The following is a 16421-nucleotide window of genomic DNA, read 5'->3' as shown; positions in this document are numbered from 1 at the left end:
TTCTCGGTAAAATGAGCCGACCCGAGGACTTCCGTACGGAAGTCGCCCCGGCCGCTCAGGCAGCCAGGGGAAGGGCGCGAGGACTTGAGAATCGAGGAGCGAGCACACGTGGGCCTTGTCGTGCAGAAGTACGGCGGCTCCTCCGTTGCCGATGCCGAGGGCATCAAGCGCGTTGCCAAGCGGATCGTCGAGGCCAAGAAGAACGGCAACCAGGTTGTCGTCGTGGTCTCGGCGATGGGTGACACGACGGACGAGCTGATCGATCTCGCGAAGGAAGTCTCCCCCGTCCAGACGGGGCGCGAGTTCGACATGCTGCTGACCGCCGGAGAGCGTATCTCCATGGCACTGCTGGCGATGGCGATCAAATCCCTCGGCCACGAGGCACAGTCGTTCACCGGAAGCCAGGCCGGCCTGATCACCGACTCAGCGCACAACAAGGCGCGGATCATCGACGTCACGCCGGGTCGGATCCAGACGTCCGTCGACGAGGGCAACATCGCCATCGTCGCCGGGTTCCAGGGCGTCTCGCAGGACAGCAAGGACATCACCACCCTGGGCCGTGGCGGCTCCGACACCACCGCCGTCGCGCTGGCCGCCGCGCTGGAAGCCGACGTCTGCGAGATCTACACCGACGTCGACGGTGTGTTCACCGCCGACCCGCGGGTCGTGAAGAAGGCCCGCAAGATCGACTGGATCTCCTTCGAGGACATGCTGGAGCTGGCGAGCTCGGGTTCGAAGGTCCTCCTGCACCGCTGTGTCGAGTACGCCCGTCGCTACAACATCCCGATCCACGTCCGGTCCTCCTTCTCGGGACTCCAGGGCACGTGGGTCAGCAGCGAGCCGCCGGGCGGGTACGAAGGACACGGCGAGGGCACCCCGGGTGCACAGGCCGCGCTGAAGAGCGGGCAGAGCAAGGACAGCGGGCAAGGGGAACAGTCGATGGAGCAGGCCATGATCTCGGGTGTCGCGCACGACACCTCCGAGGCGAAGATCACGGTTGTCGGAGTGCCGGACAAGCCCGGTGTGGCCGCGGTGATCTTCCGAGCCATCGCGGACGCCGAGGTCAACATCGACATGGTCGTGCAGAACGTCTCCGCCGCGTCGACCGGTCTGACGGACATCTCCTTCACCCTCCCCAAGAGCGAGGGGCGCAAGGCGATCGGCGCGCTGGAGAAGGCGCAGGGCGGCATCGGGTTCGACTCGCTGCGCTACGACGACCAGATCGCGAAGATCTCGCTCGTCGGCGCCGGGATGAAGACGAACCCGGGCGTGACGGCGACCTTCTTCGAGGCGCTCTCACAGGCCGAGGTCAACATCGAGCTGATCTCGACCTCCGAGATCCGCATCTCCGTCGTCACGCGTGAGGACGACGTCAACGAGTCGGTGCGCGCGGTGCATTCCGCGTTCGGGCTCGACAGCGAGAGTGACGAGGCAGTCGTCTACGGAGGCACAGGGCGGTGACGCCCGCCGCCCGTGCGGCTGGGGTGCGCGCGGGCAAGCCCGTCCTGGCGGTCGTCGGTGCGACCGGGGCCGTCGGGACGGTGCTCCTCGGCCTGCTGACGGAACGGGCCGACGTCTGGGGCGAGATCCGCCTGATCGCCTCGCCGCGCTTCTCCGGGCGAGTACGTGACGTACGCGGCGAGGGCACCGCCGTGCGCGCGCTGAACGAGGAAGCGCTCAAGGGCGCCGACGTGGCGGTCTTCGCCGTTCCGGAACAGGTCGCCGCGCGCTGGGTGCCCGTCGCCGCGGGCCTCGGCGCGGTCGTCGTGGACGGTTCGAGGGCCTTCCGGATGGCGGAGGACGTGCCGCTGGTCGTGCCCGAGCTCAACGGCGAGGCCGTGGGCAGGAGACCGCGCGGCGTCATCGCCAGCCCCGGCTGCACGACCCTCTCGATGATCGTCGCGCTCGGCGCCCTGCACGGCGAGTGGGGGCTGCTCGACCTGGTCCTCTCCTCGTACGAGGCCGTCTCCGGCGCGGGGCGCTCCGGAGTGGAGACGCTGCGCGGCGAGATGGCGGCCGTCACGTCCGCGGAGGCCGCCGGTGCCGAGCTGGGCAGGCATCCCGGCGACGTCCGGCGGGCAGTGGCGGAGGGGCGCGGGGCTGCCGTGGCTTCCGGGGCCGCCTCCCCGGGCGACCCGTACGGAACGCCCGTGGCGCTCAACGTGGTGCCGTTCACGGGGGAGATGGGCGAGGGCGGGTGGACGTCCGAGGAGCTGACCGTCCGCGACGAGACGAGGAAACTGCTCGGGCTGCCGCGACTTCCGGTGGCGGCGACCTGTGTCCGGGTCCCCGTGTTCACGGGTCACTCGACGTCCCTGCACGCCCGGTTCAAGCGTGAGGTGTCCGTCCGCAGGGCGCGCGAGATCCTGGCGAACGCGCCGGGCGTCGTGCTGTGCGACGACCCCGCGCAGGGCGACTTCCCGACCCCCGCCGACGTGGCGGGCACGGACCCCACTTGGGCGGGGCGGGTGCGGCGGTCGCTGGACGACCCGCACTCTCTGGAGCTGTTCGTCTGCGCGGACAACCTGCGCAAGGGCGCGGCGCTCAACATGGCGCAGATCGCGGAGCTGGTCGCGGCGGAGCGGGCCGCGGGCGGCGCCCCTCGGGGCCGGTAGCGCCGCAACCCTCGGTGCCGTACGGAAGTTGGCGGCGTCCGGCCCGTGGCGTCCGGCCCGTGGCGTCCGGCTGCGTTGTGCGGGCCGCGCGTCGCCGGAAGAAGCAACCCTGACTGGCGCGCGGCGGTCCTACCGGGCGTGTTCGCAGGGCGGGCCTCGGGCGGCCCGCACCCGGTGACGGCCGACTGGAAGGGGCGCAGCGCATGGAGTTCGATCCCGGTCTCTGCCTGGAGGTTCCCGAGGGGTTCGACGACTCGGACGCCGAGACCCAGGTGCATGCCATGGCGAGGAAGCTGTTCCCCGGCGTGACCGCCGCCGACGCCTTCAGGAAGGCCGGCGAGTGGGTGGCGGAACACGAGGTCTTCCTGACGGACGTCTCCTGGGACTTCATGCACGACGAGGACGAACCCTTCGTGCTGAGCGCCTACTTCACCTTCGAGCCGGCCCCCGAGGAGGCCTGATGCGGGCGGGCCGTCCGCATCGGACGGCCGTGGGGGAGGACGGGTGCGGCAGGGCACGCCTGACGGGGCCGACCGGACCGGGCACACCGGACCCGGACGCCACGGGGACCGGCGGGCTCTACCGGGCCGTGCGCTCCTCCTCGTACTCGCTCAGCACCGCGTCCAGGACGGCGGCCGCCCCGCTGCCGGCACCGTCCCCCATGAACCCCGCCAGTGAGATGAGGGCCTTCCACAGCGCCCATCCCCGCCCCCGCGCCCAGGTGGCGGCGTCGACGTGACCGCCGGCGAACATCGCCTCGCGGAAGGCCTCCCGGCTCTCGCCCGACAGCAGCGTCCACGCGATCGTCAGGTCACAGGCGGGATCGCCGACGCCCGAGCATCCGAAGTCGATCACGGCGGAGAGACGTCCGTCCGCGACGAGCAGGTTGCCGTTTGCCACGTCGCCGTGGAACCAGACGGGCGGGCCCTCCCACGACGCGTTCAGGGCCGTCTCCCACGCGGCCGTGGCGGTGGCGGCGGTGGCCGCCGTGACGCGTCCCGCCAGGGCCTCGACGGCGCGGCGCGTCTCGGCGTCGTACGTCGTGAGCGGGGCGCCGCGGTAGAAGCTGTGCGCCCCGGCCAGCGGCCCGCCGGACGTGTCGACGGCCTGGAGTGCGGTGAGGAATCCGGCGAGGTCCGCGGCGAACTCCGTGAGATCACCGATGCGTTCACTGCTCGCGGTCTCCCCGTCGATCCACCGGTTGACGGTCCAGCGGAACGGATAGCCCTCCCCGGGCTCGCCCTTGGCGAGCGGGGCCGGGACGGACAGCGGAAGGCGCGGTGCGAGCACCGGCAGCCACGTCTGCTCCTTCTCGGCCTGGGGCGCGTACCCGTCGGCGCTCGGCAGGCGGACGGTCATCGCGTCGCCGAGGTGGAACGTGCGGTTGTCGTTGCCGCCCGCGGTGACGGGCGTCACCGGCAGGTGCGCCCAGTGCGGGAACTGCGAGGCGATCAACTTCCGTACGAGGGCCGCGTCGATCGACGGACGTGATGGGATTTCGCTCACCCGGCACAGGCTGGCGGGCCCCCGCGGCCCGCGGACAAACGGATTTCCGGGACGGGAACGGCCACGGAGCAACGGCCCCGGCGCCGCGGTGGACTGCCGACCGTCTGCTGTATCCCGTAGGCAGCGCGAAGTTCTGCGCCAAGGAGAGCTCTTGGCACTGGCCAGCACACGGCGCCTGGACGAGAATCTCCCTTCCGGCCGCTGCAACCGGCGCCGGGGGGCGAGGCGTCTTTCTGTCCACTGCCTGGATTCGGGAGGCGCTGGGACGATGAGGGCAATCCGGGAAGAGCTGGTACGCATGAGCGCGTTCGAAAGGTCGTCCCCGACGATGCCAAACGCGTACAACCCTGCAGGGGGAGTGTGTGTCCAACAAGCGTGGCGGAAGCATTCGGATCTGTACTCGCGACGGCGCCCGGCGCCCCCGGCATCACTACCGGGAGCATGCCGGTGATCTCGCCGTGGTCCGCGCCCCGTCCCACGCGTGTCCCCGGTCAGGCCGCGGAATCTGACGACGCGATGACAGCGGGCACGACAGTCGACCAACTGACCGAGACCTACCGAGTCCACTACAAGTCGCTGCTCGGGCTCGCGGCCCTGCTCCTGGACGACACCGCATCCTGCGAGGACGTCGTGCAGGAGGCCTTCATCCGCGTCCACTCGGCGCGCAAGCGCGTCCGCGAACCGGAGAAGACCCTCGCCTACTTGCGGCAGACCGTCGTCAACCTCTCGCGTTCCGCGCTGCGCAGGAGGATCGTCGGTCTGAAGCTGCTCTCCAAGCCGATGCCGGACATGGCCAGCGCCGAGGAGGGCGCGTACGAACAACTGGAGCGCGACGAGCTGATCCAGGCCATGCGCGGCCTGCAACGCCGCCAGCGCGAGGTGCTGGTGCTCCGCTACTTCGCGGACATGACCGAGGCGCAGGTAGCCGAGGTGCTCGGGCTGTCCATCGGCTCGGTGAAGGCATACGGCTCGCGGGGCATCGCCGCGCTCCGGGTCGCGATGGAGGCGGCCTCATGAGCGCGTACCACGACCAGGACCTGGTCCTGAGCAGGCGCCTGCGCGAGCTTGCGCGCCTCGCCGGAGCCGGCCAGTTGCAGGAGGCGCCGGCCGAGCCCGGCGGTTCCTGCGAGCAGGGGCCGCACGGCAGTACGCGCACCACCGTCCGCAGCGAAGTCCGCCCGGGTGCCGCGCTTTTGGCCGCCCACGAGCAGGACGGCCCGGGGACCGGCCCCGCGGAGCCCGACCTGCCCGGCGGGCCGCACGCGCCGGAGACACCGCACGCGCCGGACGCGCCCCAGATGCCCGACAGTCCCGAACTCCCGCCGCACGAGGCGCCCCAGGCTCCCGACCTGCCGGACCTTCCCGGCGTCCCGGCGGTTCCGGACGTCGACGGCCCGGGGGAGATGCCGCAGATCGAAGACGCACCGGACGTGCTGCGGAGCCCGCGGATCCCGCCGACGCCGGACATCCCGCCGCCGCCTCAGACCCCCGACATGCCCGACATCCCCGATGCCCCCGAGATCCCCGAGACTCCCGGCATCTATGACGAGCCCGAGATCCCGGAGCCGCCCCGGATCGACGATCCGGAGCTGCCCGAACTGGACCGGCCCGTCGAACTCCCCGACCCGCCCGAGGACTTCCCGGCATTGCCCGGCGAACCCTCGACCCCGGACGCGCCCGACGTGCCGCGTCCCCCGGACCTCCCCGACCCGCCGCGCCCTGCCCCCGGTGGGCCGGATGCGGCCCTCGACGCGGTAACAGCCATGCATTCCGACAACACACACGACATGCCCTCCCCGGATGATTCCGGGCCCCTCGGCCGGCAGCGGCAGCCGGAGCAGCCCCAGGGCTCAGCGCACCCGGCCCCGCCGCCGCACGGCGGAGCACACGGCCGGCAGTGGACGGAAGACGCCTCCGCGTCCTCGCCCGCCACGGGCGGCCACGGCGGTCGGGGCGGCTCCGGCGACGGCCCCCGCGGCACGGGCGGCGGGGGCAGCGGCGGCGACGGTGGACACGGTCCCCTCGGCGGCGGTGAAGACGGCCACGGCGACGACAGCGAAGTCGAGGCGGCGCTCCGCCGGATGCTGCACCAGAGCGTGCACCGCATCGAGCCGTCCCCCGAAGCCCTCGCGCATCTGCGGCAGGCGGTGCCGGCCCGCCGAGCGCACCGCCGCCGTGCCCTGGTGGGCGCCGCGGCCGCCGTCGTGCTGGCGGGCGTGGGCTTCCCGGGGCTGGTGAGCGCGGGCCTCATCCCTGGCATCCACGGCGACTCGTCCATCGACGCGGGCGGCACCGACGACCGGGCGCACGGCGCCGACGGCGCGGGCGGCGCGGGCCACACCCAGGGCGCGGGCAGCGGCACGGGCGGTGGCGGTGCCGACGGCGGCAAGTCGGCCGGCGGCGACGGTTCGGCGTCGCCTTCGCCGACGCGGGGCGGGGGTTCCGACGGGGCCGACCCGAACGACACGCTCGCCACGAGCGCCCCCAGCTGCGGCAGGCAGCAGCTCGGCGACGGCTCGGTGACGAGGGAGAGCCCCGACTCCGCGGGGAAGGTCTACGGCACCTTCCGCGTCGTCAACACCTCCTCCGAGGCGTGCACCGTCGAAGGGGAGGGCGTCGTCGGCGCCTCCGCGCGCGGGCAGGCCGACGTCGACCGCATAAACGTCCTGGACCACACATCGGGCGATGCCGCGACGGCGCTTCCCGACCCAGATCTCGCCGCGAGCGCGCTCGTGCTGAAGCCCGGCCAGGCCTATGAGGTCAAGTGGGCCTGGGTGCCCAGCGAATGCAACTCGTCCGACACCCCGGAGCCCAAGGTGCAGGAGGGCAACGGGCCCGAGGGCAGCCAGGGCGGCAACAACGGCAACTCCGGCGGCCCGAGCGATCCCGCGACCGGCGGCGACGAGGGCGACGCCGACGGCGGACCGGGCGGCGGCCCGGGCGGCGGGGGCGACACGGACGACAAGGCCAGCGTCGTCCTCAGTCACACACCGGACGTGGGCGACCCTGCGGCGGCGAACACGGAACTCGAGGGCGCCTGCGCCGGCACGCTCTACCGCACCGGGGTGCTCGCGGCCCACTGACGGAGTCCGCGGGGTGCTCACGCGGCCGGAGGCCCACTGACGGGGAGCGCGGGGGCGCACCCACGCGCGACCGCCGCCCCCCGGCCCCGTACCGTTGGGGTGTGTACCGGTTCCTGCTGACCCCGCGGTGGTGGGGGATCAACCTCTTCTCCGTGCTGGCGATCCCGGTGTGCCTGTTCATGGGCGGCTGGCAGCTCTCCCGCTTCGAGGCGCGGGCCGAGAGCCACGAGGAGCAGCAGAGGACGGTCGCCCGCGCGGAGCACGCCAGGGCCGAACCGCTGTCCCGGCTGCTGCCCGTCGACGTCGCGACCAGCGGCCGGACGGCAGAGGTCACCGGCCGCTACGACACGTCCCGGCCGCTGCTGGTGCCCGACCGGAAACTGGACGGCAGGCGCGGCTTCTACGTGCTGACGATGCTGCGCACCCACGCGGCGGCCGACGACGGCAAGGGCAGGACCCACGCGAAGGACCACGCCGAGGACCACGCCGGGGGGCACGGCAAGGCACTCCCCGTGGTGCGGGGCTGGCTGCCCGGCGAGGCCGATCCCTCCCGCGTGCCCCCGCCTCCGCGCGGCGAGGTGCGGGTGACCGGCGCGCTCCAGGCGTCCGAGTCGCAGGGCAGCCCGGGCGTGGGCGCGGAGGGCGGCCTGCCGAAGGGGCAGCTCGGCATGATCAGCGCTGCCGCTCTCGTCAACGTCGTCCCTTACGACGTCCACGACGCGTGGATCACCGTGCAGCGCATTCCCGACGGTTCGAAGCTGAAGCCGGTGCCGCCGGTACGTCCCGACAACACCGGCCTCGACATGAAGGCGTTCCAGAACCTCGGCTACACCGCCGAGTGGTTCGTCTTCGCGGCCTTCGTGGTCTTCATGTGGTTCCGGCTCTTCCGCCGCGATGCCGAGCTGGCGAAGGACGCCGCGCTCGGCCTCATCCCCGGCCCCCAGGAGAGCCAGGAGCGGGAACAGGGGACGGAAGATGCCTCAGAGCAAAGTCGATCTCCAGCCTCAACTGCTTGATCCGTTCCTCCACCACGAGCGAGCCGTGCCCGGCGTCGTAGCGGTACACCTCGTGCGGTGCGCCGCGCCGCTCCAGCCGCTCCACGTAGTTCTCGACCTGCCGGATGGGGCAGCGTGGGTCGTTGACGCCGGCGGAGATGAAGACCGGCGCCCGCACGGCGTCCACGTACGTCAGCGGTGACGAGAGCTCGTACCGCTCCGGCACCTCCTCGGGGGAACCGCCGAGCAGCGTGCGGTCCAGCGACTTCAGCGCCTCCATCTCGTCGTGGTACGCGGTCACGTAGTCGGCGACCGGCACGGCGGCGAGGCCCACGGCCCACGCCTCGGGCTGGGTGCCCAGGCCGAGCAGCGTCAGGTAGCCGCCCCAAGAGCCGCCGCCCAGGACCAGCCGCCGCGGATCGGCGAGACCCGAGGAGACGGCCCACTCCCGCACCGCCGCGATGTCCTCCAGCTCGATGAGGCCCACGCGGTGCTTGAGGGCGTCCGTCCAGGCCCGTCCGTAACCGGTGGACCCGCGGTAGTTGACGCGCACGACGGCGAAGCCGTGGTCGACCCAGGCGGCGGGCTGAGCGGCGAAGGCGTCGCTGTCGTGATGGGTCGGGCCGCCGTGCACGTCGAAGACCGTGGGGAAGGGGCCCTCGCCCTCGGGCTTCTGCACGAGCGCGTGGACGGTGCCGCCGGGGCCCTCGACCCAGGCGTCCTCGACGGCGACGGACCGGGGCGCCGCCAAGCCGGGCGGGTCGAGGACGACGTCCCCCGCCAGGGAACGCACCTGCGGCGGCTGCGCCGCGGACGACCACAGATACTCCACGCTGACGCCCGCGGCGCCCGCTCCACCCGTGCCGCCCGGCCGGTCCGCTCCCTCCCCGGCCTGCGGCTCCGCGGCCTGCGCGGCCCGCGCGACGGGCCGCACCGTCGCGTCCACGACCGAGCCCGGCGGGGTCTCGACCCGGGTCAGCGTGCTCGCCCCGAGGTCGTAGCGCCACAGGTCGCTGCGGGCCTGGTGACTGTGGGACACCAGGAGCGCGGTGCCGTCCGGATACCAGTCGGCGCTCACGTCCCCCGGCAGGTCGATGGCGAGTTCGGTCGTGGCGCCGGTCAGCGGGTCCCAGATCATCGGCTCCCAGCGTCCTGTGCGCTGGTGCGCGACGAGCAGCCGCGAGTCGTCCGGCACGGGCGCGAACCCGAGGGCGGACAGGCCGAGTTCCTTGGTGCCGCCCTCGCTGTCGTCGAGCTCGGCGACGGTCGTCCCGTCGAGGCGCATCACGCGCAGCGCGGAGTGCATCGCGTCGCCGTGCTCGGTGTGCTCGACGACGAGCAGCGTCCCGTCGTGGGAGAGGTCCGCCACACCGGCGGACTCGCGGTGCCGGTAGATCTCGACGGGCTCCTTCCCGGGGCGGCAGAGGTGGATCGTCGAGCCGTCCTCGTCGGTCGAGCGGCCGATGACGGCGGTGCCGTCGCGCCCGATCGTCAGGCCCGCGGGGAAGGACGGGGCGAGGCCGGGGGCCGCCGGCTCGTCGTCGCCGCCCTTGAAGGGCTGCCGCATCCAGACGCCGAACTCGTCGCCGTCGGTGTCGGAGAACCACCAGATCTCCTCGCCGTCGGGCGTGAGAACGCCGTCGGTCGTCCCGTTGGGGCGGTCGGTCACCTGGCGGTGCTCTCCGGTGGCCCGGTCCCACGCGTACAGCTCGAAGGTGCCTGTCGCGTTGGAGACGTACAGCGAGCGGTCGGGAGCGTCCTCGGCCCAGTCGGGCAACGAGACCCGCGGTGCCCGGAAGCGCTTCTCCCACTCCGGCATGGCATCGGTCTTCTGCGTCATGTGCCCATTCTGCGCCGGGAGCGGAGGCCGTGCGGGCGGGGGCGGCGGGACGTGGCGCGATCAACATCGTTTCGGGACAGGGACGACGGGACAAGCGGACGGGACGGGGACGTACGTACGCGCACGCAGGACGGACCAACCGGCGGACGGAGGCGACGTGGCTGGCGGGATGAACGGTGAGCCGACGGCACAGCACTGGACGGACGGATCGGGCGGGACCGGCGGGACCGGAAGCAACAGCCTTGCGACAGGGGGGAGTCGGGGAGAACGACCCGCGCCGCCCGACCCGACGGCCGCTCCCGCGGCGGTCCGGCCGGACCGGCCCGCGGCGCCGGCCGGTCCGCCGAGCCGCAGGGGGCTGCTCGCGGTCTCGGCGGCCGCGGGGGTGGGGGTGCTGACGGGATGCGGGACCTCCTCGCGGGCCGACGACGCGAAGGGCGGGGGGAGTTCGGCGAGCAGCGGCGGGCGCAGCGGGTCGGCCTCCCGCTCGCCGAAGCCCCGCCGGACCAGGAAGCGGCCCCAACTGCCTCGCGGCGGCCGGAAGTTGTTCCCGAAGTACCGGCTGGTCGGCTACTGCGGACTGCCCGGGGCGCCCGCGCTGGGCCGCCTCGGCGACGGCGACCCGGGAAAGCGGGTCTCCGAGCTCGAGAAGACCGCACGCGAGTACGCCGGGGGCCGTGAGCCGCTCCCCGTACTGGAACTCCTCGCCGCCGTGGCCAACCCCGATCCGGGACCCGACGGCGAGTACCGCACGCGGACACCGGAGAAGACGATCCGCCGCTTCCACGAAGTCGCCCGCGAACACGACGCGTTGCTGCTGCTGAACATCCAGCCGGGACGCGCGGACGCACTCGGCGAGGTGAAGGCCCTGGAGGACTGGCTGAAGCACCCCGACGTGGGAGTGGCCCTCGACCCCGAGTGGGACATGGGCCCCGGCCAGACCCCGGGGGAGACCTACGGACGCACCGGCGGCGGTGAGATCAACGATGTCGCCGACTACCTGTCGGACCTCGTCGACGAGAACGATCTGCCGGACAAGCCGCTCGTCTTCCACCAGGTCTCCACGTCCGTCGTCAGCGACGAGAAGAAGCTGCGTCCCGCGGACGGCGTCTCGCTGATCAAGAGCGCGGACGGCATAGGGTCGCCCGGGCTCAAGCGCGGCACGTGGCGGCAGCTCGTCGAGGACATGCCGGACGGGCTGCACACGGGCTTCAAGCTCTTCTACGAGGAGGACACCGAGGACTCCCGCCTGATGAAGCCGCCGGAGGTGCTGAAGCTGCGTCCCGAACCGGAGTACGTGATGTACGAGTAGGCGGCCGGCACGCAGGCGCGGCACGCAGGCCCGGCACGCAGGCACGGCCGGCCCGACAGCGGGCCGGCCGTGCCGCCGGGAGCCGCGCCGACGTGCTCGCCTCGGCGCGTAGCCCGCCCGCCCCCTCGGGCCGTACCGTCTGCACATGCCGATGAACCGAGCGCACCGCAGGTTGTGCAGTTCCGAGAAGTGGGCGCAGGGCGTGCGCGACCGTCTGCTGCCCTGGGCCCTGGAGGATGTCGAACTGGGCGACGAGGTACTGGAACTCGGCCCCGGCTACGGCGCCAACCTCCGCGTACTGGTCGAACAGGTTCCCAGCCTCACCGCCGTGGAGATCGACGAGGACACCACGAGGCTGCTTCAGAAGGGCTGGGGCGACCGTGCCCGCGTCATCCACGGTGACGCCTCGGACCTGCCGTTGCCGGACCGCGGCTTCTCGTCCGTGGTCTGCTTCACGATGCTCCACCACGTGCCGACGGCCACGGCACAGGACAAGATCTTCCGTGAGGCGTTCCGGGTGCTGCGTCCCGGCGGGGTCTTCGCGGGCAGTGACAGCCAGCCCAATCTCCGCTTCCGGCTGCTGCACATCGGCGACACGATGAACACGCTGCCTCCGAAGACGCTTCCGGGACGCCTCGTGGCGGCGGGTTTCACCGATGTCGTGGTCGACCGGTATCCGGAGAGAGGCGGCGGTGTCCGCTTCCGCGGCCGTCGTCCCGAGTGAGGCCCGTCCGGTCCGGCGCCGTTCGCCTCGGTGATGGAGGCGCCGCCGGTCCGGTGACGGAAGGGCGCCCTGGCCTCGGCCGGGGCGGGCCGGAGGCGGCCAGGGCGCCGCGTGGCTCTCGCGCGTTCCCGGACCGCGGAGCACGGGTGCGAGCGCTCGACCAGCGTCTCCGTGCGCCGAGTACGGGGTCAAAGCGAACCTCCCTATGCGGGATAGGCGGCGCCTATGACTCCAGGTGGGCGCTGAGCAGTTCGTCCAGCGAGTCCCGGACGCGCGCGCCTTCCGCGACCTCCAGCAGCGCGCGCACCATGGCCGGCCGCGGCTCGTGCGCCGCGAAGACCAGTCCGACGCGTGGCCTGCTGCCGCCGCCGTCGTCGTGCAGCCGCACCACGCGCATGCCTGCGGGGATGCCGAACATGTGCAGCCAGGCGTGCGAGATCACGCTCGACCACCGTCCCGAGGCGAGGTGCGCGTAGAGGCCGTCCACGGTGTCGGACTCGACGGCGGGGGAGGCCGCGGCGCCGTCCGCGGCGAACAGCCCGTCGAGGATGCGGCGGTTGCGCATGCGCGGCGAGAGCAGGCACAGCGGGAGCCGCGCGGCCCGCGACCAGCTCACCGCCCCGGCGTCGCCGTTCGGGTCTGCGGGGGCGTCGCCGTCGGGTCCGGCACCGTGGACGGGTTCGTCCTCGGGCGTGAGCAGGACGTAGCGCTCCTCGTACAGCGGCAGCCTGTGCACGCCCCGCAGCGTCTCGTCGTCCAGGTACGTGAGGGCGGCGTCGATCTCGAACTCGGCGAGCCGGCGCATGATTTCGCGCGACGAGAGCGACTCGAGGCGCACACCCGCCTCGGGGTGGCGCTCGCAGAAGGGCGTCGTCAGCAACGAGGTGACGGTGAGCGCGGTGGGGATGGCACCGAGGCGCAGCGTGCCCGTGAGACGCCCGTGCATCGCGGCGATCTCCTGCTGGAGCGCGTCGCGGTCGCCGAGTATGCGGTGCGCCCACAGCAGGACGCGCTCGCCCTCGGGCGTCAGGCCCTGGAAGCGCGCGCCGTGCTGGACGATCGGGACGTCCAGCTCGCGTTCCAGCTTGCGTATGCCCGCGGAGAGCGACGGCTGCGATACGAAGCACGCGGCCGCCGCACGCGCGAAGTGACGTTCCCTGGCCAGGGCGACCAGGTATTCCAACTGGCGAAGCAGCATGCCCCACCATGACCCGGCGCCCCGGGAACGGTCCACTCCCCCTCGCGGCGGCGCCGGGCCGGGGCCCGGCTCACCCCTCCCTGGGCAGGACCGTCATCGGGAGGCTGTCGGGGTGCGCGACCGCCGAGGCGACCTCCTTCACGGTGTGGCCCGGAACCCGCTGGAACCGCCAGCGCCGCAGGACGGTCGCCAGGGTGATGACGATCTCCGTCCAGGCGAAGCCGTCGCCGATGCACTTGCGGTTGCCCGCGCCGAACGGGATGTAGCCCTCGCGCGGCACCTTCGAGCCCTGCTCCGGAAGCCAGCGGTCCGGGTCGAAGCGCTCGGGGTCCTCGTACAGTCGCGCGTCGCGGTGGAGGGCGTAGAGGCTGAAGGCGAGCTCGGTGCCCACGGGCAGCTGCGCTCCGCCGAGTTCGACGGGGGCGGTGGCCTGGCGCATGAGCAGCGGAACCGAGTGCATGCGGGAGATCTCGCGCAGCACCCGGTCCATGTACTCGAGCTTGGGGACGTCTTCGAAGGTGACGGGGCGGTCCCCGATCACCGACTCGATCTCGGCCAGCAGCTGGTCCTCGACCTCGGGGTGCGTGGCCAGTTCGTGGAAGGTCCAGGCGAGTGTGGAGGCCGTCGTCTCGGTTCCGGCGAACATGATCGCGACGAGCTCGTCGCGCACCTCGCGGTCGCTGAGCCTGTCGCCGGTGTCGGCGTCACGCGCGGCCATCAGCAGGGAGAGCAGGTCCTCGTTGTCCTCGTCGCCCTGCTGGTGGGAGAGCGCGATGACGTCGTCGATGACCTTGCGCAGCCGGGCGGCCGCGGTGTCGAAGCGCCGGTTGGCGGGGATCGGCATGCGGTCCATGAGCCGGGGCGTCACGGCCCGTACGAGAGCGTTCTTCAGCAGGATCGGCACGTCGCGGATGACGGCCTCCGCGGCGGGACGGCTGATCTCCGCGGAGAACATCGTCTCGGCGAGCGTGGCCACCGAGAACTGGGCCAGCTCCTCGTCGACGGCGACGGTCTGCCCCGGCTTCCACGACTCGGCCATGGCCTGTGCGCGGGTGGCCATGACGTTCGCGTACCCGGCGATGCGGGCGTGGTGGAACATCGGCTGCATCAGCCTGCGGTGCCGCTTGTGGATGTCGGAGGGGGCGGTGGGCAGCGCGTCGCCGACGAGGGTGCGTGCCCGTATGAAGAATCGGCCCTTGTCGAAGTTGCGCGCCTTGGTGACCAGCAGCTCGTGGGTGAGCTCCGCGCTGGTGACGAAGTAGATCGGAAGGGTGCCGACGTCGACCCGCACCAGGTCGCCGGTGTCCCGCAGCGACTTCATGAAGTCGAGGGGCTGCCGTAGCAGGGTGAGGGCGTGGCCGATCAGCGGGAGTCGGTTCGGGGCCAGGGGTACGGCCTTCAGTGCGGCACTCACGTTCGCAGCTCCTTCGGGCAAGAGGTGGGGACCGGGGTGGAGGTGCAGCCGATGTGGTGTGTCGGTGGTACGTGACGAGGGCGGGCGGGAGTCGAAGGCGTGCGGGCGCACGGGGCCCTCGGCGCCTGTGGGCGCTTCGGTCCCCGGTTGCCGGCGTTGCCGGCGGGGCTGGGGCGTGCTTCGGACGTGTTCCGGGCGTGCTCCGGGCGTGCTCCGGGCGTGCTCCGGAGGTGCGGCGCCGCGTTCGGTCGGTGCCTGGTCGGTTCCTGGGTCGGCGCCCGGTCGGTTCCTGGGTCGGCGCCCGGTCGGCGCGTCGCCGGGGCAGGGGAATTGGGGCGGTGCAGGGGGAGTGCTCGGGTCCGTGCTCCGTGCTCGGCCTCGGTGTGGCTTCGGCATCACCCCGGTCCGGGCCCCGGTGCGGCCTCGTCCGGGGTTTCCGCGCGGGCTCAGACCGTTGCGGACGTACGGAACTCGCCAGGCGACGGCTGAAACGTTTCCCTCTCCGGAAGCACGTCCCACCACCACGCGACGGCAGGGATGTCGAGGGCCTCGTGGCTGTCGTCGGTGGGGGTGTCGCGGAACGTCGAGGGAAGGTCCGCGGGGTCCTCGGGCGTCGTGTAGCGGTGCGAACTGATGCCCCAGTCCTGGGCTCCGCGGATGAACGTCCCCAGGTTCTCGAGGTATTGGCGAAGCTGCGGGCTCCCCGTGGCGGCGAGTTCGTCCCGCACCCGCAGGAACAGGCACATCACGCGGTCGCGTTGGGCGACCGCGAGGGACAACGCCTGGGTGGGGGTGAGCTGTTGCTCGTGCTCCAGCACCCGCAGCACGTTGAGGTAGTACTGGTCGGCGCGGCTCTCCTTGTGGTACGAGAAGAGGTCGTTGTCCCAGGTGATGATGAAGTACGCCATCTCCGCCGCGGCGCGAACCGCCGTGCTGTCGCGCTCGTTCGGATGCAGCTCGTACCCGTGGCCCATCTCCAGCAGCGGCAGGACGACGGACGTCGCGCCGTCGTAAAGGCGCATCAGCGTGTAGTCGTTGAGGTCGGGGACCGTCTCGTGGCTGCGGTGGGACGCCTCCCACACCACGGACAGGAAGTACTCGCGCAGCGCGTCGACCCAGCGTGCCTCCTGGCCGGGGGTCGCGTACCGCGAGACGCGATGGCGCAGATCCCTCAGCCCCGCCGCGAGGGGGTTGCGGGAGAGCATCGGCACGTCGGGGTTCTGCGCGATGCGGAGCATCCTGGAGAGCTCGCCGACCAACTCCGAGGGGTCCTTGCCGAGTTCACCCTCCTCGCAGAGGCCGTCGTCGACCCCGAAGAGCCAGATGATGAAGTCCGCGAGGATCGAGACGACCTCCTCGCGGCCCTCGGGCAGGACCCGGGCGGCGAAGGTGCCGATGTCGTGGGCGACCAGCTTCTCCCGCAGCTCCGGGGATCCGATGGCGAAGGCGTTCGCCCAGGCGGTGGTCCGCTCGTTGATCGCTTCGTGACGGGGGTGTATCGCGGGTGGGATAGGAGAAAAAACGGGCGGCACGATCAAGCCGTGCTCCACTGTCGATCACCTCAGTAATCCGGCGGCTCTCGCCGCCTTCCACTCAACCTCTCGGCAGTTGGCCTCTCCATGGCCCCCTGCACCCGGGTAGAACCGGCCAAAACCAAGTTCTGCCTGCGGAGACAACGCCCTCCCGCACTGCGGGAGACCGCTCCGTCACCGTCTGCTACATGGACATCACCAC

Annotated in this window: 13 protein-coding genes; 8 read left to right on the top strand and 5 right to left on the bottom strand. The window is 72.3% G+C overall.

Annotated elements, in window-relative coordinates; genetic code table 11:
• The first annotated feature begins 108 nt into the window (after positions 1-108).
• From EV375_RS17105 to EV375_RS17095, 3 genes are all read left to right on the top strand, one after another.
• Positions 109-1461, top strand: coding sequence for an aspartate kinase (locus EV375_RS17105; protein ID WP_130300193.1), 1353 nt, complete (start codon positions 109-111; stop codon positions 1459-1461).
• Complete coding sequence (locus tag EV375_RS17100; RefSeq protein ID WP_130300192.1) at positions 1458-2615, top strand: aspartate-semialdehyde dehydrogenase; 1158 nt, start codon at positions 1458-1460, stop codon at positions 2613-2615. Before EV375_RS17105 ends, EV375_RS17100 begins: the two co-directional genes overlap by 4 nt.
• Positions 2616-2818: 203 nt before the next feature.
• Positions 2819-3076: a hypothetical protein gene (locus tag EV375_RS17095; RefSeq protein ID WP_130300191.1), complete on the top strand. Its 258-nt coding sequence runs from the start codon at positions 2819-2821 to the stop codon at positions 3074-3076.
• Positions 3077-3194: 118 nt separating this feature from the next.
• On the opposite strand, the gene EV375_RS17090 is transcribed toward EV375_RS17095, so the two are convergent.
• A complete protein-coding gene (locus tag EV375_RS17090) occupies positions 3195-4121 on the bottom strand; it encodes an aminoglycoside phosphotransferase family protein (protein ID WP_486588530.1) in 927 nt (308 codons plus the stop codon).
• 441 nt (positions 4122-4562) lie between these two features.
• Between EV375_RS17090 and EV375_RS17085 the strand changes: the two genes are divergently transcribed.
• From EV375_RS17085 to EV375_RS17075, 3 genes are all read left to right on the top strand, one after another.
• Complete coding sequence (locus EV375_RS17085) at positions 4563-5138, top strand: SigE family RNA polymerase sigma factor (protein ID WP_130300189.1); 576 nt, start codon at positions 4563-4565, stop codon at positions 5136-5138.
• Complete coding sequence (locus EV375_RS17080; protein ID WP_130300188.1) at positions 5135-7204, top strand: hypothetical protein; 2070 nt, start codon at positions 5135-5137, stop codon at positions 7202-7204. Before EV375_RS17085 ends, EV375_RS17080 begins: the two co-directional genes overlap by 4 nt.
• Before the next feature lie 101 nt (positions 7205-7305).
• Positions 7306-8220, top strand: coding sequence for an SURF1 family protein (locus EV375_RS17075; RefSeq protein ID WP_130300187.1), 915 nt, complete (start codon positions 7306-7308; stop codon positions 8218-8220).
• Here the strand turns inward: EV375_RS17075 and EV375_RS17070 are convergent.
• The gene (locus tag EV375_RS17070; protein ID WP_130300186.1) at positions 8132-10039 is read right to left on the bottom strand and encodes a prolyl oligopeptidase family serine peptidase; all 1908 of its coding nucleotides are present in this window, start codon (positions 10037-10039) and stop codon (positions 8132-8134) included. The two genes, EV375_RS17075 and EV375_RS17070, sit on opposite strands and share 89 nt — an antisense overlap.
• Positions 10040-10583: 544 nt before the next feature.
• On the opposite strand from EV375_RS17070, the gene EV375_RS17065 reads away from it, so the two are divergent.
• Positions 10584-11351, top strand: a complete 768-nt coding sequence (locus tag EV375_RS17065; RefSeq protein WP_130301914.1) for a hypothetical protein — start codon at positions 10584-10586, stop codon at positions 11349-11351.
• Positions 11352-11496: 145 nt separating this feature from the next.
• Positions 11497-12075 carry a class I SAM-dependent methyltransferase gene (locus tag EV375_RS17060; RefSeq protein WP_130300185.1) on the top strand — a complete coding sequence of 193 codons (579 nt, stop codon included), beginning with the start codon at positions 11497-11499 and terminating at the stop codon, positions 12073-12075.
• Positions 12076-12298: 223 nt separating this feature from the next.
• On the opposite strand, the gene EV375_RS17055 is transcribed toward EV375_RS17060, so the two are convergent.
• The 3 genes from EV375_RS17055 to EV375_RS17045 form a co-directional block, all read right to left on the bottom strand.
• On the bottom strand, positions 12299-13273 hold the full coding sequence (locus EV375_RS17055; RefSeq protein ID WP_130300184.1) for a LysR family transcriptional regulator: 975 nt from the start codon (positions 13271-13273) through the stop codon (positions 12299-12301).
• Positions 13274-13343: 70 nt separating this feature from the next.
• Positions 13344-14687 (bottom strand): cytochrome P450 family protein, encoded by a 1344-nt coding sequence (locus EV375_RS17050; RefSeq protein ID WP_486588529.1) that lies wholly within the window; start codon positions 14685-14687, stop codon positions 13344-13346.
• Between the two features lie 446 nt (positions 14688-15133).
• The gene (locus EV375_RS17045; RefSeq protein ID WP_130300182.1) at positions 15134-16237 is read right to left on the bottom strand and encodes a selina-4(15),7(11)-diene synthase; all 1104 of its coding nucleotides are present in this window, start codon (positions 16235-16237) and stop codon (positions 15134-15136) included.
• Positions 16238-16421 lie beyond the last annotated feature (184 nt).

The organism is Streptomyces sp. CNZ301, assembly GCF_004217425.1.
Note: the sequence above shows the minus strand (reverse complement) of the source record. Positions and strands in the feature narration are given on the sequence as shown.